The organism is Aequorivita aquimaris, from assembly GCF_001573155.1.
GTDB lineage: Bacteria > Bacteroidota > Bacteroidia > Flavobacteriales > Flavobacteriaceae > Aequorivita > Aequorivita aquimaris.
This window is the reverse complement of the sequence record NZ_JRWG01000002.1, coordinates 470230-494530: the sequence shown is the minus strand read 5'-3', so window position 1 is coordinate 494530 and position 24301 is coordinate 470230. Positions and strand designations below refer to the sequence as shown.

General features: G+C 39.5%; 20 protein-coding genes. 10 read left to right on the top strand and 10 right to left on the bottom strand.

Annotation, left to right across the window (positions count from 1 at the left end):
- Window positions 1–6: 6 nt before the first annotated feature.
- Complete coding sequence (locus LS48_RS05015; protein ID WP_076692419.1) at window positions 7–3147, bottom strand: UvrD-helicase domain-containing protein; 3141 nt, start codon at window positions 3145–3147, stop codon at window positions 7–9.
- Between the two features lie 158 nt (window positions 3148–3305).
- Between LS48_RS05015 and LS48_RS05010 the strand changes: the two genes are divergently transcribed.
- Window positions 3306–3914, top strand: a complete 609-nt coding sequence (locus LS48_RS05010; RefSeq protein ID WP_062620560.1) for a superoxide dismutase — start codon at window positions 3306–3308, stop codon at window positions 3912–3914.
- Between the two features lie 879 nt (window positions 3915–4793).
- On the opposite strand, the gene LS48_RS05005 is transcribed toward LS48_RS05010, so the two are convergent.
- Together LS48_RS05005 and LS48_RS05000 are read right to left on the bottom strand one after the other, a co-directional pair.
- The gene (locus tag LS48_RS05005; RefSeq protein WP_062620558.1) at window positions 4794–6692 is read right to left on the bottom strand and encodes an amidophosphoribosyltransferase; all 1899 of its coding nucleotides are present in this window, start codon (window positions 6690–6692) and stop codon (window positions 4794–4796) included.
- Window positions 6693–6804: 112 nt separating this feature from the next.
- Window positions 6805–7728: a PfkB family carbohydrate kinase gene (locus LS48_RS05000; RefSeq protein WP_062620556.1), complete on the bottom strand. Its 924-nt coding sequence runs from the start codon at window positions 7726–7728 to the stop codon at window positions 6805–6807.
- A 149-nt stretch (window positions 7729–7877) separates the two neighbouring features.
- Between LS48_RS05000 and LS48_RS04995 the strand changes: the two genes are divergently transcribed.
- Window positions 7878–9443: a hypothetical protein gene (locus tag LS48_RS04995; protein WP_062620554.1), complete on the top strand. Its 1566-nt coding sequence runs from the start codon at window positions 7878–7880 to the stop codon at window positions 9441–9443.
- A gap of 3 nt (window positions 9444–9446) precedes the next feature.
- Here LS48_RS04995 and LS48_RS04990 read toward each other — a convergent pair whose 3' ends face one another.
- On the bottom strand, window positions 9447–10079 hold the full coding sequence (locus tag LS48_RS04990) for a ribonuclease H1 domain-containing protein (RefSeq protein WP_062620552.1): 633 nt from the start codon (window positions 10077–10079) through the stop codon (window positions 9447–9449).
- The gene (purN, locus tag LS48_RS04985; RefSeq protein ID WP_062620707.1) at window positions 10072–10644 is read right to left on the bottom strand and encodes a phosphoribosylglycinamide formyltransferase; all 573 of its coding nucleotides are present in this window, start codon (window positions 10642–10644) and stop codon (window positions 10072–10074) included. Before purN ends, LS48_RS04990 begins: the two co-directional genes overlap by 8 nt.
- 223 nt (window positions 10645–10867) lie before the next feature.
- On the opposite strand from purN, the gene LS48_RS04980 reads away from it, so the two are divergent.
- From LS48_RS04980 to pyk, 5 genes are all read left to right on the top strand, one after another.
- Window positions 10868–11101, top strand: a complete 234-nt coding sequence (locus tag LS48_RS04980; protein WP_014781833.1) for an acyl carrier protein — start codon at window positions 10868–10870, stop codon at window positions 11099–11101.
- 10 nt (window positions 11102–11111) lie between these two features.
- Window positions 11112–12365: a beta-ketoacyl-ACP synthase II gene (fabF, locus tag LS48_RS04975; RefSeq protein ID WP_062620550.1), complete on the top strand. Its 1254-nt coding sequence runs from the start codon at window positions 11112–11114 to the stop codon at window positions 12363–12365.
- Window positions 12366–12373: 8 nt separating this feature from the next.
- Complete coding sequence (rnc, locus tag LS48_RS04970; RefSeq protein WP_062620548.1) at window positions 12374–13117, top strand: ribonuclease III; 744 nt, start codon at window positions 12374–12376, stop codon at window positions 13115–13117.
- 105 nt (window positions 13118–13222) lie between these two features.
- Window positions 13223–13714: an IPExxxVDY family protein gene (locus LS48_RS04965; RefSeq protein ID WP_062620545.1), complete on the top strand. Its 492-nt coding sequence runs from the start codon at window positions 13223–13225 to the stop codon at window positions 13712–13714.
- Complete coding sequence (gene pyk / locus LS48_RS04960) at window positions 13715–15145, top strand: pyruvate kinase (protein ID WP_062620543.1); 1431 nt, start codon at window positions 13715–13717, stop codon at window positions 15143–15145.
- Here the strand turns inward: pyk and LS48_RS04955 are convergent, their stop codons facing one another.
- Both LS48_RS04955 and dinB read right to left on the bottom strand, forming a co-directional pair.
- On the bottom strand, window positions 15146–15907 hold the full coding sequence (locus LS48_RS04955) for an SH3 domain-containing protein (RefSeq protein ID WP_062620541.1): 762 nt from the start codon (window positions 15905–15907) through the stop codon (window positions 15146–15148). It abuts the gene before it with no gap.
- Between the two features lie 48 nt (window positions 15908–15955).
- Complete coding sequence (dinB, locus tag LS48_RS04950) at window positions 15956–17059, bottom strand: DNA polymerase IV (RefSeq protein ID WP_062620539.1); 1104 nt, start codon at window positions 17057–17059, stop codon at window positions 15956–15958.
- 70 nt (window positions 17060–17129) lie between these two features.
- Between dinB and LS48_RS04945 the strand changes: the two genes are divergently transcribed.
- From LS48_RS04945 to LS48_RS04935, 3 genes are read left to right on the top strand one after another with little or no spacing between them, the layout of a single operon-like run.
- Window positions 17130–17795: an NAD(P)H-binding protein gene (locus tag LS48_RS04945; RefSeq protein ID WP_062620538.1), complete on the top strand. Its 666-nt coding sequence runs from the start codon at window positions 17130–17132 to the stop codon at window positions 17793–17795.
- Window positions 17776–18255: a CYTH domain-containing protein gene (locus LS48_RS04940; RefSeq protein WP_062620535.1), complete on the top strand. Its 480-nt coding sequence runs from the start codon at window positions 17776–17778 to the stop codon at window positions 18253–18255. Before LS48_RS04945 ends, LS48_RS04940 begins: the two co-directional genes overlap by 20 nt.
- On the top strand, window positions 18245–18739 hold the full coding sequence (locus LS48_RS04935) for a YciI family protein (protein WP_062620533.1): 495 nt from the start codon (window positions 18245–18247) through the stop codon (window positions 18737–18739). The genes LS48_RS04940 and LS48_RS04935 overlap by 11 nt, the downstream gene beginning before the upstream one ends.
- On the opposite strand, the gene LS48_RS04930 is transcribed toward LS48_RS04935, so the two are convergent.
- Genes LS48_RS04930 through LS48_RS04920 form a run of 3 tightly spaced genes read right to left on the bottom strand, consistent with a single transcriptional unit; the run spans window position 18731 to window position 24230 of the window.
- Complete coding sequence (locus tag LS48_RS04930) at window positions 18731–19456, bottom strand: copper homeostasis protein CutC (protein WP_062620532.1); 726 nt, start codon at window positions 19454–19456, stop codon at window positions 18731–18733. The two genes, LS48_RS04935 and LS48_RS04930, sit on opposite strands and share 9 nt — an antisense overlap.
- Window positions 19453–21744: a beta-N-acetylhexosaminidase gene (locus LS48_RS04925; protein WP_062620530.1), complete on the bottom strand. Its 2292-nt coding sequence runs from the start codon at window positions 21742–21744 to the stop codon at window positions 19453–19455. The genes LS48_RS04930 and LS48_RS04925 overlap by 4 nt, the downstream gene beginning before the upstream one ends.
- 2 nt (window positions 21745–21746) lie before the next feature.
- Entirely contained in the window at window positions 21747–24230 is a 2484-nt protein-coding gene (locus LS48_RS04920; protein ID WP_062620706.1) for a beta-mannosidase, read from the bottom strand.
- Window positions 24231–24301: the final 71 nt, after the last annotated feature.

Genomic DNA, 24301 nt, shown 5'->3' with positions numbered 1-24301 from the left:
TCAAAATTAAACTTTATTTATTACTATTTCATCCTTGTTGCTGTAGATAAGCATTTTTTCTGAAACCACAAACCCCATATCCTGCAACGCATTCGCATAATCAATCAATTGGTCATTATGGTAAATTTTAGGGCTTCCGGATTTATAATCCACAATTACCGAAGTGTTTGCAGTACTTATATTTATTCTATCTGGTCGCAAAACCAAGCCGTCTTTTGTGATTATACTCCGTTCGTTATAAACTTTATAAGTGCCGTCAAATAGTTTCCTCAAATCTGTATGTTGAATAATTTGATAAACTGTTTTCCGTAAACTATCAAACTCATCTTTTGGGATTATGGCGCGCTCTTCCAATTCCATTAAAACCCTTTCGGCATCAATTTCCGTATAAATCTGGGCCATGGTGTCGTGAAGCAAATTCCCCGCAGTAATGGCAGCAACTGTTTCTGTCTCCAAATAAGTTTCTTGGGATGGAACAATTTTAAGTCCGTGCTTTTGGGGGTTACTGGAAAGGTATTTTGGCCTTATTTGGGGAACAACTTCTTTTTCTTTTGAAGTTTTTTCTAAATTTTTCCCAAATTCATAAACTCTTTGATCGCTATTCCACATTCCCCCTTGTTTCAGAAATTTCATAAAAAGATGGTTGTAGGAGGAAGGAATTCCATCTTTGGGTTCCGTTGGCATTTCAGCAAAAACATAGAGTTTCTCAACAGCGCGCGTTAGGGTAACGTAGAGCAGATTAATATTGTCCAGTTCCAACTGGCTTCGATGCTCGTGGTACATTTGTTCTCCAATTTCACCGTAATTTGCTATTTCAGACTTAAAGTTTATTTGCGCTTTCTTAAAGCTGAAGTTTTCATTCGCCAAAGGATACCAAAGCTTATCATGCTTACCGTCAAATAATTGAATATCAGCAAAGGGAAAAATCACTATTGGAAACTCCAGCCCCTTTGCTTTGTGAATGGTCATCAATTGCACGGCATTTGTGCCTTCACTGGCAGGAATGGAGGCGCTATCTTTTTTTGTTTCCCAATAATCCATAAACGAAAATTTATCTGCCTGGGGTTGTTGCTCAAATTCATAGACCAAATCCATAAACCCGCAAAGATATGCGTCGGCAACATCGGCTATTTTGAATTTTTCCATGCAATATTCAAAGGCCTCATAAAGTGAAACGGAGCCCATTTCCGCAAAAGAGAAATCAACATCATATTTCTTTAAATTTTCAGTAAATTTTTGGTCTGAAATATTTAGAAATTTAGTGAAAAAAGTGTGCTTCGCCTCTGAAATATTCAAGTGGTCATGCAGCAAATCCAACAACTGTATTTTGGCTTCGTCATTGTTTGGTTGTAGACAAAACTGAAGCGAAAAAACAAGCATTTCTACAAATGGCGATGATTGCAACAACAAGGTTTCCGAAGAAATTACAGACACGCCCTGCTCCATCAAAAATGAGCCAAGTGCTATCCCATCTGCCTTTTTTCTTGTTAAAATACAAATATCGCTTTCGGAAAAACCTTTGTTTTTAACTTCGTGAATTGTTTCTAAAACCAGCGTTGAATAAGCTTCTGTTTTTTCTGTTTTATTCTGCTTTTCAACAAATTCAAATTTTATATAACCGTTCTTTTTATCATTGCAGTTTTGTTTATTTCCTTCTAAGTACAAATTTTCGTGGCCGGAATCTGCAAAATAAGAAGAAATGAAAGTGAAAAATTCATTGTTGAAATCCACTATTTCCTTGCAACTGCGATAATTGGTGCCAAGCGCCAATATCTTCTTTTCCCGCTGAAACGGATTTTCATTTCTGCATAAACCCATAAATTGTTCGGGCAATCCCCCGCGCCAGCGATAGATGGATTGCTTAGCATCGCCTACCAACAAAAGACTTCCAGAGCTTGGCTCCAATTCCTGCGACAGGGCATTATCGATTAGCGGAATTAAATTTTCCCACTGAAGTTTTGAGGTATCCTGAAATTCATCGATAAAAAAGTGTCGGTATTTTTCTCCCAAACGCTCATAAATAAAAGGGGCCGGCTGGTTTTTAATTTCCTTATTTATAAGCGAATTGAATTCTGAAATAGGCAACACATTTTTTTCTTCCTTAATGGTTTCAATTTCGTGGTTCACCAGATTTATTACGGAAAGCGGGGTAATGTTTTTCAGCATATTTTCAAACAATAGTACCTTGAAAACCAACTCTTTTGTTTGCTGAAAGTTTACAATAAAATGGGGCGTTAATTCATCAATTATACCTCCAATTGCTGCAGAAACCCGTTTTGGATAAAGTGGCTTTTCACCCATGGTCTCCTGCCATTTTGCACTAAAATTTACATCATATCTCCCCACTGAAAGATTTTGGAAATGCTTCGGAAGATAACCTCCACTGAAATCGTCGTCCTGCAAACCGCTCTCTTCAATAAGTTGAAGCGTCTGCGAAGCGATGCTCTCAATTTTCTGCGAGAGTAATTTCTTTTTAAGAACCAATTGCTTTTTAAATTCCAGAAAATCCTCCAAAGATTTCTCTTTTAAAACCGAAACGTGTCCTGAATTGTTTTCATCGTAAAGCAATTTTGCAGCTTCTGCAATATCCCGGGAAATGTCCCATGATTTGTCGTCGTCTGTTTTTTCTAATGCAAAATCGAGCAAAACCTTTGTAATTTCCTTGTTTTCTCCAGCTTTGCTCAGTAAAAGATCCACGGCCTCTGCCAAAAGTTCATTGGTTTCAAGCGTAACTTCAAAATTGGTTGCCAGTTTTAAATCGCGTGCAAAAGTTCGTATTAATCGATGGTTGAATCTATCAATGGTCTCTACGCTGAAAGCTGCGTAATTATGAAGCAGGTTTTTTATAATTTTTCGGGACTGCATTTGGATTTCAACCAAACTTTTATCCGTTTCTTCAGCAATTTTCAGCATCATCGGTAAGGGTTCCGCAACGCTTTTTTCTTCGCTGAAATTCACCAAAGTTTCCACAATGCGCTGCTTCATTTCGGTCACTGCTTTGTTGGTAAAAGTGATTGCCAAAAGATGCTTAAAGTAATCTTCACTTTTTGAAGAAAGGATCTGCTTTAGATATTCTTTTACAAGTGTGAAGGTCTTTCCACTTCCTGCCGCGGCATCATAAATTGAAAAGGAGGATTGTTTTTCCACGGAATTTTCATTTTGCACTAAAATACTGCTTTTAGGGCTTTGGAATCAAATTAATCTATGGTTGAATAGAAATCTTATAAAAGCTATAACACTTTCGGCCCACTATTATGTTTAAATTTGAGGGAATTTAGTAATAACCAATAAAAAACAATATAATTATGTCATTCGAACTACCGAAATTACCGTATGCATTTGATGCCTTGGAACCGCACATAGACGCAAAAACCATGGAGATACACCACGACAAGCACCACCAAGGTTATACCGATAAATTGAACGATGCCATTAAGGGCACCGATAAGGAAGGAAAAACAATTGAAAATATTTTGACCAATCTGGATATGGATAATAAAGCCGTGCGTAATAACGGCGGTGGATTTTACAACCACAGCCTTTTTTGGAAGGTAATGTCGCCAAACGGGGGCGGAAAGCCATCGGGCGATCTGGCCAAAGCCATTGATAGCGCCTTTGGAAGTTTTAATGCCTTTAAGGAGAAATTTTCCGAGGCCGCAAAAACACAATTTGGTTCCGGTTGGGCCTGGCTTTGCGTACACAAAGGAGGTAAACTGGAAATCTGCTCTACCCCAAACCAGGACAACCCATTAATGCCCGGCGTAGGCTGCGGCGGAACGCCCATCTTAGGATTGGATGTTTGGGAACACGCCTATTACCTAAAGTATCAAAATAAGCGCCCCGATTATGTTGGTGCGTTTTGGAATGTAATTAACTGGGAAGAAGTTTCTTCTAATTATGCGAAGAATAAATAAATTCAAGTAATAAATTATACCGAATCCGCAGTTTCATTTTTGAACTGCGGATTTTTTTATGCGAAATAATTGACCTTGGGTAAAAAAGGAAACGAAGACCGCTCGACACAAGTTGAGATTTGGGTATAGAAAAAGGCAAACGAGTGTCTCGGGGGGAAGGGGAAACGGCTCGCTTTGAATTTCCGAAACATAGAATGAAAATACGGAACTGCTCGCCACCCCGAAGATTTGGGACATAAAAAAAGGTAAACTAGCGTCCGGAAAAAGAAAAACGGCTCGCAATAAAATTCTGAACTTAAGAAACAGCAAGCTGATGGCTCGCCACCCCGTTGAGATTTGGGCATAAAAAAAGGTAAACTATCGTTTACCTTTTTTTGCCCCAAATCTACCATGAACTTAACCTACTTATGCTAATGGTATGTTCAAATATAGGTCAATAATACATTCAGAATTATGCTTTTAGATGAATTGCCAATATTTTCGTTAAAAAACATATTTTGACATATTCCAGCTAAAATTACCTCATTAAAACTAAGATTTTAACAACCCCATCGCTTCGGCTAAGCGAGAAATTTTCGATGTACAGATTTCCTTGGTTAAGAAATTGAATTATTTTTCCAAAAGTAGTGGGAAGAAATTATTCGTTGGAATTGGTATAGAGAAAATTATGAAGACTTGTAAAGGGCTTATATGAAAATAGGCAGACCTAAGCCTGCCTATTTTGCCCCAAATCTTACCATAGACCTAACCTACTTACGCCTTATGGTAAGTTCAAATATAATTCAAGTTTAAGCAGTAAAACAGTGTTAATCAACAATTTCGATTAAGTGAATTAGCTTTCCGATAAACGGCAATGGCCCTGTTAAATTTTGGGAAATTTTAATATGCCCGTTCGGGATTGCCCTCGTAAAAGTTAATGTATGCCCTATTCACAACCCTATTCCCACCTGCTGTTGGGTAATTTCCGGTAAAATACCAATCGCCCAGATTTTTTGGACATGCCTTATGAAGATCATCAACAGACTGAAAAATCAGTTTTACTTTAGCCTTAATATCCACATCGCTTATTATTTCGGCAATTTTATCAGAAATCTCCTCGTCGGAGAAAGGAGCATATAATTTCTTGACATGATTGATAACTGAAACGTCCTCCATTTCAACTTGCTCTTTACATTTATGGTAAATCTCCTCCACAATTGCGTAAGTGCCGCGATCTTTATGAAGTTCCAAAGCCGCTTGGAAAGCAACCAAATGTTCCAGCCGTGCCATATCGATTCCATAACAGTCCGGATAACGAATTTGGGGCGCCGAAGAAACCACGACAATCTGCTTCGGGTGTAGCCTGTCCAGCATTTTTAAGATACTCTTTTTTAGCGTTGTTCCGCGAACGATGCTATCGTCTATAATTACCAAGTTATCATCTGGTTTTACTACGCCGTAGGTAACGTCATAAACGTGGGCCACCAAATCGTCGCGGCTGCTATCGTCCGTAATAAAGGTTCTTAATTTTACGTCCTTTATCGCAATTTTCTCGGTGCGTATTTTGTGCGCCTGTATCTGTTGAAGGCGTTCGGGAGTCAAACTTTCCTTTTCTTTCAGGATAGCCTCGTTCTTCTGTTTGTTAAGTTCGTCCTGTGCGGCTTCCAGCATTCCGTAGAAGGAAGTTTCTGCCGTATTCGGTATAAAGGAAAATACTGAGTTTTCGGTATCGTATTTTATGGCTTCCAAAATTTTCGGCATTATCAGTTTTCCGAGCATTTTACGTTCCTGATAGATTTCTGCATCGCTTCCGCGGGAAAAATAAATGCGTTCAAAAGAACAGGATCTACGTTCCAATGGTGCAAGTATTTCAGAAAGTTTCATGCTTCCATCCTTTTCAATGATGATGGCATTGCCAGGTTCCAGTTCTTTCACTTCTTCAAAGGGAACATTAAAGACAGTCTGGATTGCCGGCCGTTCGGAAGCTACCACGATAACCTCTTCATCTTGATAATAATACGCAGGACGGATTCCCGCAGGGTCGCGAAGCACAAAGGCGTCTCCATGCCCCAAAAGACCTGCCATGGCGTATCCCCCATCCCAATTGGAAGCCGACTTTCGAAGAATTTTGGCGACGTTCAAGTTTTCGGCAATGTAGGGCGAAGCCTCCTGCTTGTTCATTCCCTTCGCTTTCGCCTTTTTATATAATTTTCTTACGGCATCATCCAGAAAATGGCCTATACGTTCCATTACCGTAACGGTATCGGCCTTTTCCTTTGGGTGCATCCCGAGCTTTATGAGGTTGTCAAAAAGCTCGTTGGTATTAGTCATGTTGAAATTTCCCGCAATAATTAAATTTCGGTGCATCCAATTGTTCTGGCGTAAAAAGGGATGGACATTTTCCACACTATTTATTCCGAAGGTACCGTACCGCACGTGGCCGAGGAACAATTCACCTATATATGGAATATTTTTTTTCTGCGCGGCAACATCATCTTTATATTCGGGATGGTTCTTAAATTCAAGATTTATACGCTCGTTAATCTGTGCAAAAATATCCTGAATGGGCTGCGCGGCATTGGACCGAACACGACTTATGTAGCGCTCTCCGGGGTTTACGTCCAGTTTAATGCTGGCAAAACCTGCACCGTCCTGTCCGCGATTGTGCTGTTTCTCCATCATCAAATACATTTTGTTTACACCGTAAAATGCCGTCCCGTATTTTTCCTTGTAGTACTCCAAGGGTTTCAACAGTCTTACCAGTGCAATTCCACATTCGTGTTTTAACGCGTCGCTCATTTGTGAAGTTAATAGTTAATGGTTAAAAGTTATTAAGTCTGTGTTTATTTGGATGCTAACTTTTTCTCAAAATAAAATTACAAAAAACGCCCTGAAATTTCAGGGCGCGTATTTAGGTTAATTTGATGTCAAACTGTGTTAAGCTCTTAAATTGCTGTATGCGTTGATGCACTTCGGAATTTGTTAGATTCAGTAACCTTTCGGGGCCAAATTTTTCAACACAAAACGAAGCCAAGGCCGAGCCGTTGATAACCGCATTTTTCATATTATCGTAACTATAATCGCCTGTTCTTGCCAAATAACCGGTAAACCCGCCTGCAAAGGTATCGCCGGCGCCCGTTGGGTCAAAAACTTCCCGCAATGGCATGGCAGGAGCGAAGAATACATCGTCATCATCAAAAAGTAACGCCCCGTGTTCGCCCTTTTTTATCACTACATAATTGGGGCCCATTTCCCTAATTTTCTGAGCTGCCTTTACCAATGAATATTCTCCCGATAGTTGTCTCGCTTCTTCGTCGTTGATAGTAATTACATCTACTTTGGCGATAACCTGCATTAATTCATTTAAGGCACTGTCCATCCAAAAATTCATCGTGTCCAGCACAATTAATTTCGGTGCATCCATCTGCTCAATAACTCCCAATTGGACGAGCGGATGTAGGTTTCCTAACATAACCACCTCTGCGTCGCGATATTTCTGGGGAACTTGTGGGTTGAAATCGGCAAGCACGTTCAAATCGGTTATCAAGGTGTCGCGGGTATTCATATCGTTGTGATATTTTCCGCTCCAGAAGAAGGTTTTTCCATCTTCCACGACCTCAAGGCCTGTAATATCCATCCCGTTTTCTTCGAGCATTTTTAGGTCTTTCTTCGGAAAGTCGCCACCAACGATTGAAACTATTGCACCATCAACTTTAAATTGGGAAGCTGCCAAACCTATATAGGTAGCGGCGCCGCCAAGGATTTTATCGGTTTTCCCGAAAGGAGTTTCAATAGCATCAAAAGCTACGGTACCAACGATTACGAGTTTGCTCATAAAGGGATTTTTAAAGAGGGTGCAAATTTAATCAATTATTTACAATTTTAAGTACTTATAAAGTTGAAGAAATAATAAGATGATTTTTAAAGTAAAAAATAGTAATATGTAAAAAAATTGTAAATTCCGAAACTTTTAATTTCCTATGAATGAAAAACTTATGCTTTTTAATTTCGTTCTTTCTGTTTTTTCAATTTATATATCCCCAAGATGGCGTTCCGTTTAAAGAAAACAAACAATTTTATCTTCAGGGGAATTCCATACTTATTGGAAACAACATTTTGGGCGATGACCCCACAGAACCATTAATGGATATTGGCATTCCCAACGATGTTGTAAAAATGAAATATATAGATATTGACAATGATGAAACAACATTTAGCTCCAGTGAAGCTATTATAAAAAGCACTCCTGTAAAGCCCAAGATTTCATACGCCGCCCTTTATTGGTGTGGATTGTACCCTGATGAAAAAAGTGCACTGCGGAAATCTGGCAATAGAATGGTACACGTGGGTCGTGGCGAAAGGGATGCAGCGGTAAATTCAATATTGTTTAAAACACCTAGTGGAATCTATGAAACCTTAATCGGTAAAATAATTTTTGATAGTTACAATACGGAAGTTTTCAAAACCAATTCCCCCTATGTTTGCTATGCCGATGTTACCACAAAACTTCAGAATCTTGCAACTATTAACGGCACTTATACCGTTGCCAACGTTAAAGCCACCGAAGGTGAAATTTCAGGCGGCGGCTCTGCCGGTTGGCTTTTATATGTTATTTATGAGGACCCTTCGGAAAGCCCAAAATACTTCACAACCTATAATGGCCTGGTTGAAGTGAATAAAGAAGTCATCGATATAGATTTCAAGGGTTTTAAAAGCAAAGAAGAAGGCATTGTTAATACTACCATCGCTCTCGGAGCCATGGAGGGTGACCGGAAAATAAAGACAGATGAGCTTTTGATATTCGATAAAAAATCTGGAGATTATAAACCTTTAAGCAATAAAGTAAGGGAAGAAAAAAATTTTTTCAACAGTTCTATTACAATGGGTGATGAATTTTTTACAGATAGAAACCCACACAGCGCCAACACATTGGGTTTTGATTTATTGAAAATGGAAATCCCAAACCCAAACAATGACCTTTTGGACAATGCAAGCACGCAGGCAAACCTTAGGTTTCAAGCAAAAGCAGATCGTTTTTACTTGTTTTTTGTAGCATTTGAAACTGAAATTAACAAGGATTTTTTAGAAGAAAAAATAAATGTGGCTTCAGACTCTCTTGTTAGTGGCCCTGCAATTACAGAAATTTCAGAACCTATTGTGGAGGAAAAGAAAATAACTATTATTTCAACTGAAAAAAAGGAAATTAAACCCCTTGAAAAAGAAAAAGTAGTCCCCAAAAAACCCATTGCTCTTTCAGAAGAGGATAAAATAAAAAAGGAGGTCAGAATCCAATCGATGTCGGTACCCGGTTTGGCTTCGGGCTATTACCTGGTTACAAATGTATTTTCCGTAAAAGAAAATGCCGCAAAATGGTCACAATTTTTAACTGGAAAAAACTATCGGCCCCAAATTTTTATCAATTCCAGAAACAACTGGAATTATGTCTATGTGGCAAACAATAAAGCGTTACTACCGGTTTACGAAAAGTGGAAAGAATATAAGGGCTTTGAATATTTTAAGGATATCTGGATTATGAAAATTAATCTTTAGAATTTATTTCCTTCCAAAATCCGCAGGAATCTCGCCCCAAACTTTCGTTTCCCATTTCACGATTTTTGTTTCGTATTTATTAGTCTTTAGCCAGTTCTCGGCGCGAGCGACCAATTCAAAAAGCGTTTTATTCTTTGCAGATTGTTTCAACTTTGTATTGCACTTTTTCTTTTTCACCCAACCCATTGCAATTCGTGAATCACTGTAAATAATACGGTCGCTGTTATTCTTTTTCAGAAACGCCAAACCGTGAACCAATGCTAAAAACTCGCCTATATTATTGGTTCCCTGCTGAAATGGCCCTTGGTGGAAAAGTTGTTTTCGGGTTTGCGTATCCACGCCGCGGTATTCCATTTTTCCGGGGTTGCCGCTAGATGCTGCATCAACGGCGATGGAATACAGGTTGGGTTCGCCTATTTTTTCAAGCTGTTCCTTTGAGAGTGTTTTCTTTACCGTCTTTCCTTTATAGTCGGCGTATTCTTTATTGTAGGCTTTTTTGGCTTCCTCAAAGGTTTCAAAACTTTTGTACTGCGCGCCTTTTACGCCTTGAATGCTGCGTTTGCACTCCTCCCAACTGCCAAAAATACCAGCGGGATTCCCGAACCAGACTACGTAAAATTTCTGCTTTTTAGCCATTGCGAAGTACTTCTTCAATTATTTTCGGAAACCATTCGTATTCCAAGATATGCACCTTTTCAGCAACCGTTTCGGGGGTTTCGTTTTTTGAAAGGGTCACTTTTTTCTGTGAAATAATTGCGCCTTCATCATAATTTTCATTCACATAATGAATGGTTATTCCCGTTTCGGCTTCATTATTTTTCACCACTGCTTCGTGCACAGAATTGCCGTACATTCCCTTTCCGCCGTATTTGGGAAGCAGCGCAGGATGTATGTTTATTACCTTGTTTGGAAATTCTTTCAGAATATTCTCAGGAAATTTCAGCAGAAAACCCGCTAATACTATAATGTCCGGCTTACTTTCCTTTAAAATTTTCAAAACACCTTCTTCTGAAAACAATTCATCCTTTGTAAAGAAAACCGTATTTACGCCAAGCTTTTCGCCACGATCCAAAACTTTGGCATCCTTCTTGTTTGAAAGCACGCGAACGACCTCGGCAAACTGGGTTCGTTGAAAGTATTTAATAATGTTCTCGGCATTGGTACCACTACCCGACGCAAAAATTACAATCCGCTTCTTCATTCCCGTTTCCAAAAGTTTTTCTCGAAGTAAATATTAACAAATAAAACACAAAAGTAAGGCAATAGGGTTTTACTTCGCCCAAAATTGTTTAAATTGGTTTTTCCAATTTTGTTGAAATGTGAAAATTCAAAATTATCAAAGGCACATTTTTAACATTAAATGGTGATTTCAATTAAAATATTTTATTTTTGCCACTTATAATTAAATTTAAAAATCAAGAATTATGTCAGACATTGCATCACGAGTAAAAGCGATTATCGTAGACAAATTAGGTGTAGACGAAAACGAAGTTGTAAACGAAGCGAGCTTCACTAACGACTTAGGAGCAGACTCCCTAGATACGGTAGAGCTTATCATGGAATTTGAAAAAGAATTTGATATCCAGATTCCAGACGACCAAGCTGAAAACATTGCCACTGTTGGTCAAGCAATTTCCTATATAGAAGCAGCAAAATAACCATTCTTCTATGGAATTAAAGCGAGTTGTAGTTACAGGCCTTGGTGCCCTTACCCCTATTGGCAACAATATTCAAGAATATTGGGATGCCCTTGTTAGTGGGAAAAGTGGCTGTGCGCCCATAACCTATTTTGATACTGAAAAGTTCAAAACAAAATTCGCTTGCGAATTGAAGAATTTCAACGCAGAAGATCATTTTGACAGAAAAGAAGCCCGAAAACTGGACCGTTTTGCCCAATATGCCCTTGTATCTTCAGATGAAGCCATACAAGACGCCGGAATAAACCTCGACGAGGTTGATAAATTTCGTGTTGGTGTAATCTGGGGAGCCGGAATAGGTGGGCTGGAAACTTTTCAAGATGAAGTAATAAACTTTGCAGAAGGGGATGGAACACCACGTTTCAACCCCTTCTTTATTCCAAAAATGATTGCGGACATTGCGCCTGGAAACATTTCCATAAAGCACGGTTTTATGGGGCCCAACTATACCACAGTCTCTGCCTGTGCCTCCTCTGCCAATGCAATGATAGATGCGCTAAACTACATACGTTTGGGGCATTGCGATGTCATTGTAACAGGCGGAAGCGAAGCAGCAGTAACCATAGCAGGTATGGGCGGTTTTAACGCTATGCACGCCCTATCAACCCGCAACGATAGTCCAGAAACGGCTTCGCGTCCTTTTGACGCTACCCGCGATGGTTTTGTTTTGGGCGAGGGAGCAGGAGCACTTATCCTTGAGGAATACGAACATGCAAAAAAGCGTGGTGCAAAAATTTATGCCGAAGTTGTGGGCGGTGGCATGAGCAGCGATGCTTACCATATGACGGCGCCGCATCCTGACGGAATAGGCGTAGAGCGTGTAATGTTGAACACCCTGCGCGATGCCAATATGAGCCCGAACGAAGTGGATGCCATAAACACCCACGGAACCTCAACCCCACTTGGCGATGTTGCCGAACTGAAAGCGATTGTAAATGTTTTTGGCGAACACGCCAAGGATATAAATATCAATTCAACAAAATCCATGACCGGCCACCTTTTGGGCGCTGCCGGTGCTATTGAAGCCATTGCCTCTATTTTGGCAATGAAACACGGGATTGTTCCACCTACCATTAACCATACTACGGTAGATGAAAACATAGATCCTTCCTTAAACCTTACCCTTAACAAAGCTCAAAAACGCGACATTAAAGTAGCCATGAGCAATACCTTTGGGTTTGGCGGGCACAATGCTTGTGTGCTCTTTAAAAAACTTGATGCCTAAAACAATTAATGGCCTCCATTAAAAACATATTTTCTTCCCGTGCAGATAAAAACGGGGAATTTTTCAATTCCCTAAAAAAAATATTGGGGTTTAGCCCTAAAGACCTTTCCATATACGAAACCGCTTTCACCCACCGTTCTACCAACGAAAAAAATACCAGCGGCCAACCACAAAATTATGAACGGCTTGAATTTTTGGGAGATGCCATGCTAGGTGCCGTAATTGCTGCACATTTGTTCAAAAAAGTACCTGGAGGCAACGAAGGCTATCTTACCAAAATGCGAAGTAAGGTTGTGAGCCGTGAGCATTTGAATGAATTAGGCCGCGACCTACAATTGGTAAAATTTTTAAAAACCACCATTCCCACCCAGCAATTCAGCGGCAATATCTATGGAAACGTTTTTGAAGCCTTAGTGGGCGCCATTTATTTGGATCGCGGATTTAAATACTGCGAAAAATTTATCCAAAAAAGAGTCATTAAACCCTATGTGGACATCAAAAAACTGGAGGGAAAGGTAATCAGTTATAAAAGTCTTTTCATTGAATGGTGCCAAAAACATAAAAAACAGTTCACTTTTGAAGTTTATGAAGACAACGGCAAAGATGAACTGAAACATTTCGCCGTTCGATTAAAACTTGAAGATGAAATAGTGGCAAAAGCAAGGGCCACCTCAAAGAAGAAAGCCGAGGAACGTGCAGCCAAAAGAGCCTTTTACAAACTTCAAATTAAGGTTGATTCAGAAAAACCTTAGCTGCCAAAAGTTATTTTACCATCAAATTTAGCGATAGCATCCAAGTTCTTTCGTTAATCCCTTTAAAGTTGCCTATTTTTGTAAGTAGATATCTTGAAAATAGCAATGGCAAATCACAAATTGATTTTTGATGAAGATTTTGAAGAGCCCTACACGCTCATCGCCATTCATTGTAGTGAAGAGGCCTATAAAATGGCATATCTACTGAACCGCCACTTAAATTTGAAGCTGAAAAGAAAACAAACCGATCTCGATTTTTCAACAGAAGGTTTGCTAATAACATTTCCGCTCTATGATTTTGAAGATGTTCACAAATACACCCATTTTTACCTCATAGCCAACAAATGCAAATCGGTTGAGGCAGGTTTGCAAAGTTCCGGCGGTTTGTTTGCGGAAATGGTTTCCGAAAAATCCACGGTTCACTATCTGCTCCCCGAATTAAAAAAAGTAGATTATTTTCTGAAAATATACTCAGATTTTGATACTGTGCCCTTGCGAAAATTTCTTTCAGAAATAAACGAAATAAAACAGATCATTTCTGCCTATATCGTAGAAACAGAACATATAAAAGCTAAGAACAATTTAATTTTCGACTAAATGTCAAATCAAAAAAGAACCAAAATAGTAGCCACACTTGGGCCTGCATGTTCAAGCACCGAAACCTTAAAACATATGATTTTGGAAGGTGTAGATGTATTTAGGATAAATTTTTCCCACGCCGATTATTCAACCGTTAAAGAGAACATTCAAAACATCCGAAAGCTTTCTGAAGAGTTGGGCACCCACGTTGCTATTTTGGGCGATCTGCAGGGGCCAAAACTTCGTGTGGGAATGATGAAGGAAGAAGTGATCGTGCAACCCGGCGATGAGCTTTTATTCTGTACTGGCGATGAATTTGAGGGCAACCGCGAACGCGTTTATATGAACTATGACAATTTTCCGCGCGATGTAAATCCCGGTGAACGTGTGCTCCTGGACGACGGCAAACTTATTTTTGAAGTGCTGGAAACCAACAATACCAACGAAGTAAAAGTAATGGTAATCCAAGGCGGCCCACTTCGTTCCAAAAAAGGGGTTAACCTTCCCAATACAAATATTTCCCTTCCCGCGCTTACCGCCAAAGACAAAGAAGACGCCATCTTTGCTATCGAGCAAAAAGTAGACTGGCTCGCACTTTCCTTCGTGCGCCATGCCGAAGATTTAAAGGAGCTGCAAGCGTTGATCGAGGCGCATTCTGAATATAAAATTCCTATAATTGCCAAAATTGAAAAACCCGAGGCGGTCGAAAATATTGACAGAATCATCGCCTACTGTGACGGCTTAATGGTAGCTCGTGGCGATTTAGGTGTGGAAGTTCCCGCAGAGGAAGTTCCACTTATTCAAAAAGAGCTGGTTCTTACTGCAAAACGCGCCCGTATTCCCGTAATCATTGCTACCCAAATGATGGAAACCATGATTACTTCCCTTACCCCAACCCGGGCGGAAGTGAACGATGTAGCAAATTCCGTAATGGACGGCGCCGATGCCGTAATGCTTTCCGGCGAAACTTCAGTTGGGAATTATCCCGTTGCCGTAATTAAAACAATGGCAAAAATCCTAAAAAGCGTTGAAAATTCTGAATTGATACACGTACCGCAGGAGCCGCCGCAAATTAAAACCAATCGTTACGTTACAAAATCCATCTGCTACCACGCGGCCCACATGGCCAACGAAATTGAGGCGCAGGCAATTTGTACCTTGACCAATAGCGGCTATACTGCTTTTCAGATTTCGGCTTGGCGCCCTTCGGCTTTTATCCTTGCCTTTACCAGCAACAAACGCATTCTTGCCCGCTTGAATTTACTCTGGGGCGTAAAGGCTTTTTATTATGATAAATACGTAAGCACAGATGAAACTGTAGATGATGTAAACCGTATTGCTTTCGAAAAAGGCTATGTGCACAAAGGTGATTATTTAATCAATCTTGCAGCTATGCCTATTGTAGATAAGGGAATGGTGAATACGTTGCGGGTTTCGCAGGTGAAATAATTAGTCTGCTACTTCCGTCTTTTCCAGTTTCATCCCCTCCGCTTCTTTGGTAATAGTAACCGTATAGCCAAAACCTGTGGTTTTGTAATTATACACTATTTTCTGAAGCTGATTGTCGTTTCGGGCAATCTGTAGCTCGCTTACAAAATCCCCCTTCTTTTTATCGTTGTTCTGTTGCGTTTCGCTATTGGAACCTTTTGGGTTGGGAAAAGCAAACCCCTTTGGTATTGCAAAAAGCTGTTGCGCCGTAAAAAAAGCTTCGTGCCATGTATCGGTTGGTAAAATAAGCGTTTCCGTTTTGGTGGGTTGGCTTGCAGTACCGCCCGTAGCTTCGGTATAACTCACTTTTGGAAAATCCTTTTTCAATTCCTCAGCATAATTCTTTGCGGAAGCATCTTGTCCTGGAGGGGAAAATTTCGACAGAAAACCGTTAAATGCATACCCTTTTTGATTGTTGAACTCCACCTCATCCATCGCTCCGTCTATTCCGCCCACGTTCATCGTGGTTTTTCCTTCGGTATTTACAATTTTCACTTTCGTGCCCAAAGGCATCACGGCAAGTTTCGCACTTTGAAGATTGGGAAACTCGCGTAAGGTCAGCCCGCTTACAGCGGTAACATACATAGCATCGGGCGCAGTTTCCGCAGGAATGGAATCAGTTACAACAGTCTGCGTTTCTTCGTTGGTTTTGGCGTCATTTTTACAGGAAAATAAAAGTGTAAAACCTGCAAGGGCAAGAAGGGAAAAAGCTACGGTTTTCATAAGCTGGAGTTTTAAATTAGTTTAAAGATACGTAGTCTTCTGTCATATTTAAAATTCAAGTTTTAATTGCACGTCTATGGATTCCTTTGGAACCTCCTTTTTCTTCGGGGTTTCGTTGTTAAGGTGTGAAATGGAAATTCCCAACAACCGTACCGATTCTTTCATTTTTTCCTGAAATAACAATTCTTTAACCACTTCCAATATCAATTCCTTTGAAGCTATAAACAGCGGAAGCGTTTTGCTGCGCGTTTGCAGCGTAAAATCGCGATATTTAATTTTCAGCGTAACAGTTTTTCCCGCCAGTTTTTTGCTCTTTAACCTGTTTTCAACTTCTGCTGCGATTTCCTCAAGCCTTTCGAGCATAAAAATTTCAGAAGAAATATTTTCAGAAAAAGTATGTTCTGCCGCCAACGATTTCTGCGTTCGCGAAGGCTTTACTTTGCTGTTGTGGATGCCACGGACCACCTTGTAATAAAACCCGCCGCTCTTTCCGAAGTGTTCCTCTAAAAATTCAAGCGATTTACTTTTCAAATCCTTTCCCGTAAAAATGCCCAAACGGTACATTTTCTCTTTGGTTACTTTCCCGACACCGTAGAATTTCTTTACATCCAGCGTTTCCAAAAAAGGAACCACTTCCTCGGGACCAATGGTTTTTTGTCCGTTGGGCTTGTTAATATCACTAGCAATTTTTGCCACAAATTTATTCACCGAAATTCCTGCGGAAGCGTTCAACCCTGTCTTTTCTTTTATCTTTTTCCGAATCTCGGTTGCAATCATCGTGGCGCTGGGATTGCCCTTTTTGTTTTCGGTTACGTCCAAATAAGCTTCGTCCAAAGACAGCGGTTCCACCAAATCGGTATATTCAAAAAATATTTTCCTGATTTGTTTTGAAACTTCTTTGTAGCGGTCAAAATTGGTTCGTACAAAAATCAAGTCTGGACAAAGCTTTCGTGCTACCGTCCCACTCATCGCACTGCGTACACCAAATTTTCGGGCTTCATAACTTGCCGCGCTTACAACGCCACGTACCGAACTTCCGCCCACGGCTATCGCCTTTCCGCGAAGCTCGGGATTGTCCAACTGCTCCACGGACGCATAAAAAGCGTCCATATCTACGTGTATAATTTTGCGGATGGGCATTTCGTCCTGCATCTTACAAATTTAATATCTTTAATGTCTGGTTGAGCGCAGTCGAAACCTATTTTTAATGGAAACATATTCAATGAAAAAAACAGCAATCATTTTAGGCGCCACGGGCTTAACGGGAAGTATCCTGCTCAAAAAACTTTTGAAAGACCCTGTTTATGAAAAGATAAAACTCTTTTCGCGCAGCACTGCCGATATGAATTCCCCGAAAATTGAGGAGCATTTGATAGATATGTTTCAACTGGAAAATCATTCCGAAGCCTTTAAAGCCGATGTGGTTTTCTGCTGTATTGGCACCACAAAATCCAAAACGCCCGATAAGGAAACCTATAAAAAGATTGATTACGGCATTCCTGTGACTGCCGCCAAGCTTGCAAAACAGAACGGAATTGAAACGTTTATCGTAATTTCGGCAATGGGCGCAGATGCCAATAGCAGTATTTTTTACAACAAAACCAAAGGCGAAATGCAGCGCGATGTATTAAGTCAGCGTATCAAAAATACATACATTTTGCAACCTTCACTAATTGTGGGCGATAGGGATGAAAACCGTTTTGGTGAAAAAGTGGCAACTTTTTTTATGAAAACCTTCGGATTTTTGATTCCAAAGAAATACAAAATGATTAAAGCCGAAACCATTGCCGAGGCGATGCTGGCTTTGGCGAAAAAAGAATTTCCAAAACAACAAATCACTTCCGATGAAATCAAACAAATAGCCCAAAATGCAGGAAATAGAACGTAAATTTTTAGTCACCTCCGAAGCTTTTAAAAATGAGGCGCACAAACGCACGCGAATCGTTCAAGGGTTTTTGAACACTCATCCCGAACGCACCGTGCGCATCCGCATACAAGGGAATGATGGGTTTATTACTATAAAGGGGAAGTCAAATAAATCCGGCCTTTCCCGCTTTGAATGGGAAAAACAAATTTCACAGGCAGAAGCAGAAGAATTGCTCCACCTTTGCGAGCCGGGAATTATTGAAAAAACACGCTATGAAATTTTCTTTGACGACCATACTTTTGAAGTGGATGATTTTATGGGCGATAACGAAGGTTTAATCATTGCCGAAATAGAACTCGATTCCGAAACCGAACCCTTTTCAAAACCCGAATGGCTGGGAAAGGAAGTTACGGGCGATGTGAAATATTACAATTCAAATTTGAGTAAAAACCCATATAAAAACTGGACAAATGAAAACTAAACTACTATTGATAATTTTAGGAATCACATTTTTTAGTTGTGAAACCAAAATTGAGAAAGAATACATCACCGAACCTTGCCCAGAGGAAGAGAAAATTCCAATGGCGCAACTAAAAGAGGAACTTACTCAAAAAGGCTTTCAAACCTTCGATTATGTTGATGAAAAATCGGGCGACACTATTTTGATGCAGCAATATTTCATCGCATTCTTGAAAAAAGGATCAACGCGTTCGCAAACCAAAAAAGAAGCAGATAGCCTTCAAAAGTTACATTTAGCACACTTGGGCCGGATGTATGAAGAAGGTTTTGCGGATATTTCGGGCCCGTTTGGCGATGATGGCGATATTCGCGGTATCACCATTTATAACGTCCCTACCCAAAAAATGGCGGACAGTTTGGCCAATATGGACCCGATGGTAAAAGCGGGCAGATTGGAAATTGAAATCCACCCGTGGTGGGCGGCCAAAGGATTTCCGTTACGCTAAAAGTGCTTTTATTTTTTGAATGGTTTCGGCATTTGAGGTCGCAATAATTCCTTCTTCAAAAAAAGAATCACTGTGCATTGAAACGATGGGCTTTTTTGAAAGAACTTGTTTTTTCGTTGTTGCCGAAAAGTGAATGCTTTTAAATCCAGCTTTCTTAAATTTCAAGACATTTTCAATGTTAATTCCGCCTCCAGGCATAAGCTCAATTTTACCCTTTGAAATATTTTGAAGTTCTTTTAAAAGTGAAATTCCTTCGATTGCAGTTGGTTTTTGACCCGAAGAAAGCAACCTGTTTACTTCTAAATCAATCAATTTTTGAAGTTCTTCCAAAGGATTTTCAACCCAATCAAATGCTCTATGAAAAGTAAACTCCATTCCTTCGGAAGCGGCAATTAATCGTTTTGTTTTTCCTGAATCAATTTTGCTTTCCGAGGTTAAAAATCCGCTTACAATTCCTGCGCATCCCATCTTTTTGCAGAACGAAATATCGCGCAACATCACATCCATTTCTTCATCGGAATAGGTGAAATTTCCACTTCGCGGGCGGATTAAAACGTGAGTGGGAATATTCAATTCCGAAACCACTTTTTCAATCAAGCCGTGACTTGGCGTGAGTCCGCCAACCGAAAGTTCGGTGCAAAGTTCAATTCGGTGTGCACCGGCAAGTTGTGCGGCTTGGGCACTTCCAAAACTGTTTGCGCAGATTTCTATAATCATTCTATAATAATTTCGTCAATAAATGTCCAAGCTTTGTTTCCTGCTCCTTGCTGGCCTTCGGGGATGGTTCCATAATTGGGGACTTTAATATGCAGACCTTTTGTCTTAAAAGGTTTATTTTTAATCGATAAATCAATTTTTACATTTTTAATATTTGGCTGTAGATTTTGAAAATACTTTGTTGATGAAGTATTCTTTTTTCCTTCCAAATCATAGCAAAAACCAATAACTTCTTTCGGCGCATGAATCCACTGTCCAGGCGCATCATAAAATCGAAGATTTACGGAATTAATTTCAATTTCCTTTCCGAAATCAATCGTAATTTCCAAATCATCTCCCCAAAACCCCAGCCATTCCTTATCGCCGTAACGTTTATCACTTCCTGAAATTCCATTAATCAAAGCTTCTTTTCCGCCAGCGGCATACGCAGGATTTGGAGAAACGTTCAATGAAATTTTAGCTGTAATTCCTTTGTGATACATAATTTCTTCTGAAAATTCACGCCCCACTTTTTCGCCATTTTTAAAAACATTGGCTGAAATCTTCGAACTTTCTTCAATCAAAATCGGTTTTAAATAGACTTTAGTTTCAGAATTATTTATAGAGTAGCAGATTTCCTTTCCCTTTGTTGGCGTTGTCAGCTCGTAAAAAACCTTGCCGTCCTCTTTCAAAATCTTGCCTTCAAGTTCGTATAAATGATTGGCATAATTAATATTCAAAGAATCCAAACGCGGCATAAACGCTTCAACGCGAGTAACGAAATCTGGGTAATCCTTTTCCAAATTTTCTGAAGGACCGCTCCACGTAACTTCACTCATAGCAAGGATTCTTGGAAAAACCATATATTCAACTTGCTTTTCATTTTGAATATATTCCGTCCACAAATTTGCTTGTGCCCCGAGTATATATTTTGACTCTTCCGCATTCAGTTCCTTTGGAATTGGATTAAACGAATACACTTTTTTTAAGGGAACAAAACCTCCAATTGCCAAAGGCTCATCTGGGTTATCACTTTGATAATAATCAAAATAAGAATGTGAGGTTGGCGTCATGATCACGTCGTGTTTTTCTTTTGCAGCATCAATACCGCCCTGCATCCCGCGCCATGACATTACGGTTGCGTTTGGCGCTAGGCCACCTTCCAAAATCTCATCCCAGCCTATTATTTTTTTCCCTTTGCTGTTTACAAACTTTTCTATTCGCTGAATAAAATAACTCTGCAAACCGTGCTCATCTTTTAAATTTTTATCCTTTATCAATTTTTGGCAATGAGCACAATTCTTCCATTGTAATTTTGGGGCTTCATCGCCGCCGATGTGAATATATTCACTTGGAAATAAAGGAATAACGTCACTTAACACATTTTCCAAAAAGGTAAAAGTTTCTTCTTTCGGACAAAAAATATCTTCAAAAACACCCCATGTTGTAGCAACGGGAATTTGTGTGCCTGTGCAGCCCAACTCAGGATAGGCACTGATTGCAGCCTGGGCGTGGCCAGGCATTTCAATTTCGGGAATTATGGTAACGTTGTGTTTTGCAGCAAAAGCTACTACTTCTTTTATGTCTTCTTGGGTGTAAAAACCGCCGTAACGCTTGCCGTCAAATTTTTGTGGGGTATCGTTATAATGGCCAATTAACGTTTCTTCCCGAAATGCGCCTTTTGATGTGAGTTCCGGATACTTTTTTATTTCAATCCGCCAACCTTGGTCATCCGTGAGATGCCAATGAAAATAATTCATTTTCAACAAAGCGAGATTAGCGATGTATTTTTTCACGAACTCTTTATCGAAAAAATGCCGAGCACAATCCAAATGCATTCCTCGGTATTGAAATTTTGGGTAATCTGTAATCGTTAATTGTGGTATTGAAAATGATTGTTTTTTAGTTGGATTTTTTGCCTCAGCCTGGGGCGGAAGTAATTGCCGCAAGGTTTGAACCGCATAAAAAGCACCGCTCGCATCAGAAGCTTTTATTGTAATTTTTGAATTTGATATTACTAAAATATAGCCTTCGGAAGGTTGGGACACATCTTTTTTGAAAATTAAATCTGCTTCTTTTTCCGAAGTTTTTTTAAGCTGAAATCCCGCTCCATTTTGAAGAAAATCATTTAAAAAATTTCCTGCAATTTCAAATTCTGGTTCAAAATAAAGGGTTATGTTTTCATCAATTTTGAAAGTTCCTTTTTTTAATTCCAAAGACTGCGGTTTGGGAATCAGTGCAATTTGATCGCTCTGCGAAAACATTCCAGCGGACATTACAAATATGAATAAGAAAAGGATTTTTCGCATCGTTATTTTATGAATTGATTTAAGGCTTTATATTCCAGTTCTGGCGGTGATTTGCTTTCGGTTGAAAAAAGAATTGTTTTAGGCTCATTCGGCAAAAGATCAAAATAATTATCTTCAAAAGTTCCTTTTTCATTGGCAATTAAAAATACATTTTTCTGAAGTGTTTTTGAGAAAAGCGTAATCATAAATCCATCTTTCGCCTTTTCAGTTTTGATTTCGATTTCACTTTTGCTCAAATTCAAATCCTTTGGTTTTACGAAATAATGGAAGTATTCATTTTTTCCAAAATTCACTTTTAATACACAAACCGTCCTTTTAAATTTCAAGGTTTGCAGTTGAAGCGAAAAAAGCTCTTCACTACTATTTTCAAGGCTTTCAGCCAAAAGTTTGTTCTCATAAATAACTTTTCCATCGAAATCCATCAATTTCACAGAAAGGGAATCCTTAATGTTTTTAAAACTATCATTAACAACAAAAATATTTAGCGTGTCGTTTTTTTCTTCCGCGGAAATCAAAATGTTATCAAAAGCTTTTTTTGCGCTATAATGCAATGCTTTCCAATTGCCAAAATAATCAATACTCGACCACGAAACCGCTGGCCAGCAATCGTTCAACTGCCAATAAAGTGTGCCCATATTGTAAGGTTTTGCGCGGCGCTGGGCATGGATTCCTTTGGAAATTCCATAGGCTTGCAGAAGTTGGCTCATATAAACGTAATCGTCAGCGTTTTGAGGAACGGAAAAATCTCGCGCCATATAATCTTCAATAATCTGAAAACCCCGCGAATGCTTTTGATGGTTTGTAAAAAGTGTATCATTCATTACCACCGAATCTCTTTCAGTGGTGTATTTTATGGTTTCAACAGTTGGGAAAGATTGAAATCCAAACTCGCTCATAAATCGGGGCACGTTTTCCTCAAAATGTTCAAACGGCCAGCCGTCGTGCCACACCCACCAATCGTGCGCATCGCCCTCAAATTGGTAGCGTTTGTCGCCACGACCGTATTTTGGCGAGCTTTCCCAATAACTGATTGTCGGGCTTAAACTATCCACAACTTTCGGTAAAATATTGTTGAAAACCGCATCGTAATTTGCCCAAATTTCCTGCTTTTGTTCCTCGGTTTTACCGTCCTGCCAGCCCCAGCGATGCCAACCCTCGCCGCTCTCGTTATTGCCGCAAAATAGCGCAATACTTGGATGCCCGCGCAACCGTTTCACATTGTCAATGGCTTCCTGTTTTACATTTTCCAAAAAAGCCGCATCGCCGGGATACATCGCGCAGGCAAACATAAAATCCTGCCAAACAAGGATTCCTTTGGCATCACAAAGCTGGTAAAAAAAGTTGTCCTCATAAATTCCACCGCCCCAAACGCGCAGCATATTCATATTTGCCAAAACCGCGCCATCAATAAGTTTTGTGTATTTTTCTTGGTCTAATTTTGTTTCAAATATTTGTTGGGGAACATAGTTGGCTCCCTTCATATAAACAGGTTTCCCGTTTAACTTGAAATAAAAACTTTCGCCGATGGAATCTTTTTCTGTAATCAATTTTATCGAACGAACTCCGAGTTTTTTGGAATGTGTTTCCAAAACATTTTTATTGTGAATCAATTCAACTTGAATGTTATACATAAATGGTTCGCCCAAATTATGCGTCCACCAAAGTTTTGGGTTTTTGATGTTGAAAGGTATTTGATATTCACTTTCACCCGCTTTGGTTTTAAAGGTTGAAGTGAAGGTTTCAGACGTATTTTTATTTGTGATTTGAAGGGTGATTTCTTCTTCTTTTACCGTTTCAATTTCAAATTTTGCAACAATTTCGGCCACCGAGTCTGAGATAGATTTTGTTTCAAGAAAAACGTCTTTTAACCGTGCAAAATCATAACTCATCAACGAAACATTTCGCCAAATGCCCATCGTTTTTATAGTTGGCGCCCAATCCCAACCGTATTGATATTGCGGCTTTCGGGTGAAAACACGACTTCCGCCGGGTAGTTCATAATTTAAATTTTCAGCTTCACTTTTTTCGATGGAATCTGGGCTTTTGAAAATTATCAAAAGTTCGTTTTCGGGTTTTAATGCATCGCTAATATCGACTTCCCAGCTTCGGAAAGCATTGTTTGCGGAGAGAATTAAACTGTCATTGAGTAAAACTTTGGCATATGTATCCAAACCTTCAAAATTCAAAAAATGTTTCGTTCTTTTTAAGATTTCTTCGGAAACCGAAAATTGCTTTTTATACTGCCAATTTCTTTCCGAAATCCACTGAATGGAGTCTTCGTTATTTTTTAAAAAGGGGTCTGGAATTTCTCCCAATCGCAGCAAATCTGCTTGCACGGTTCCGGGAACTTCCGCAGTTTTCCAATCATTTTTTCCAGCTTCGGAAAATTGCCAATCGCCATTCAACGAAATAGTTTCATTAGGCGCTTCTTCACAGGAAATAAAGGCGAAAACAAGTAAAAAAATGATGAAGTGAAATTTTCCCATTGCACTAAAATAGCTGTTTTCGAAATAGGATATAAAAAAATCTGCCTTGAAAAAAAGATTCAAGACAGATT

Bases quoted from the DNA above. Each gene is read 5' to 3' on its own strand.
- LS48_RS05010 (WP_062620560.1), top strand. From the start codon at position 3,306: ATGTCATTCGAACTACCGAAATTACCGTATGCATTTGATGCCTTGGAA.
- LS48_RS05005 (WP_062620558.1), bottom strand. From the start codon at position 6,692: ATGAGCGACGCGTTAAAACACGAATGTGGAATTGCACTGGTAAGACTG.
- LS48_RS05000 (WP_062620556.1), bottom strand. From the start codon at position 7,728: ATGAGCAAACTCGTAATCGTTGGTACCGTAGCTTTTGATGCTATTGAA.
- LS48_RS04995 (WP_062620554.1), top strand. From the start codon at position 7,878: ATGAAAAACTTATGCTTTTTAATTTCGTTCTTTCTGTTTTTTCAATTT.
- LS48_RS04990 (WP_062620552.1), bottom strand. From the start codon at position 10,079: ATGGCTAAAAAGCAGAAATTTTACGTAGTCTGGTTCGGGAATCCCGCT.
- purN (WP_062620707.1), bottom strand. From the start codon at position 10,644: ATGAAGAAGCGGATTGTAATTTTTGCGTCGGGTAGTGGTACCAATGCC.
- LS48_RS04980 (WP_014781833.1), top strand. From the start codon at position 10,868: ATGTCAGACATTGCATCACGAGTAAAAGCGATTATCGTAGACAAATTA.
- fabF (WP_062620550.1), top strand. From the start codon at position 11,112: ATGGAATTAAAGCGAGTTGTAGTTACAGGCCTTGGTGCCCTTACCCCT.
- rnc (WP_062620548.1), top strand. From the start codon at position 12,374: ATGGCCTCCATTAAAAACATATTTTCTTCCCGTGCAGATAAAAACGGG.
- LS48_RS04965 (WP_062620545.1), top strand. From the start codon at position 13,223: ATGGCAAATCACAAATTGATTTTTGATGAAGATTTTGAAGAGCCCTAC.
- pyk (WP_062620543.1), top strand. From the start codon at position 13,715: ATGTCAAATCAAAAAAGAACCAAAATAGTAGCCACACTTGGGCCTGCA.
- LS48_RS04955 (WP_062620541.1), bottom strand. From the start codon at position 15,907: ATGAAAACCGTAGCTTTTTCCCTTCTTGCCCTTGCAGGTTTTACACTT.
- dinB (WP_062620539.1), bottom strand. From the start codon at position 17,059: ATGCAGGACGAAATGCCCATCCGCAAAATTATACACGTAGATATGGAC.
- LS48_RS04945 (WP_062620538.1), top strand. From the start codon at position 17,130: ATGAAAAAAACAGCAATCATTTTAGGCGCCACGGGCTTAACGGGAAGT.
- LS48_RS04940 (WP_062620535.1), top strand. From the start codon at position 17,776: ATGCAGGAAATAGAACGTAAATTTTTAGTCACCTCCGAAGCTTTTAAA.
- LS48_RS04935 (WP_062620533.1), top strand. From the start codon at position 18,245: ATGAAAACTAAACTACTATTGATAATTTTAGGAATCACATTTTTTAGT.
- LS48_RS04930 (WP_062620532.1), bottom strand. From the start codon at position 19,456: ATGATTATAGAAATCTGCGCAAACAGTTTTGGAAGTGCCCAAGCCGCA.
- LS48_RS04925 (WP_062620530.1), bottom strand. From the start codon at position 21,744: ATGCGAAAAATCCTTTTCTTATTCATATTTGTAATGTCCGCTGGAATG.
- LS48_RS04920 (WP_062620706.1), bottom strand. From the start codon at position 24,230: ATGGGAAAATTTCACTTCATCATTTTTTTACTTGTTTTCGCCTTTATT.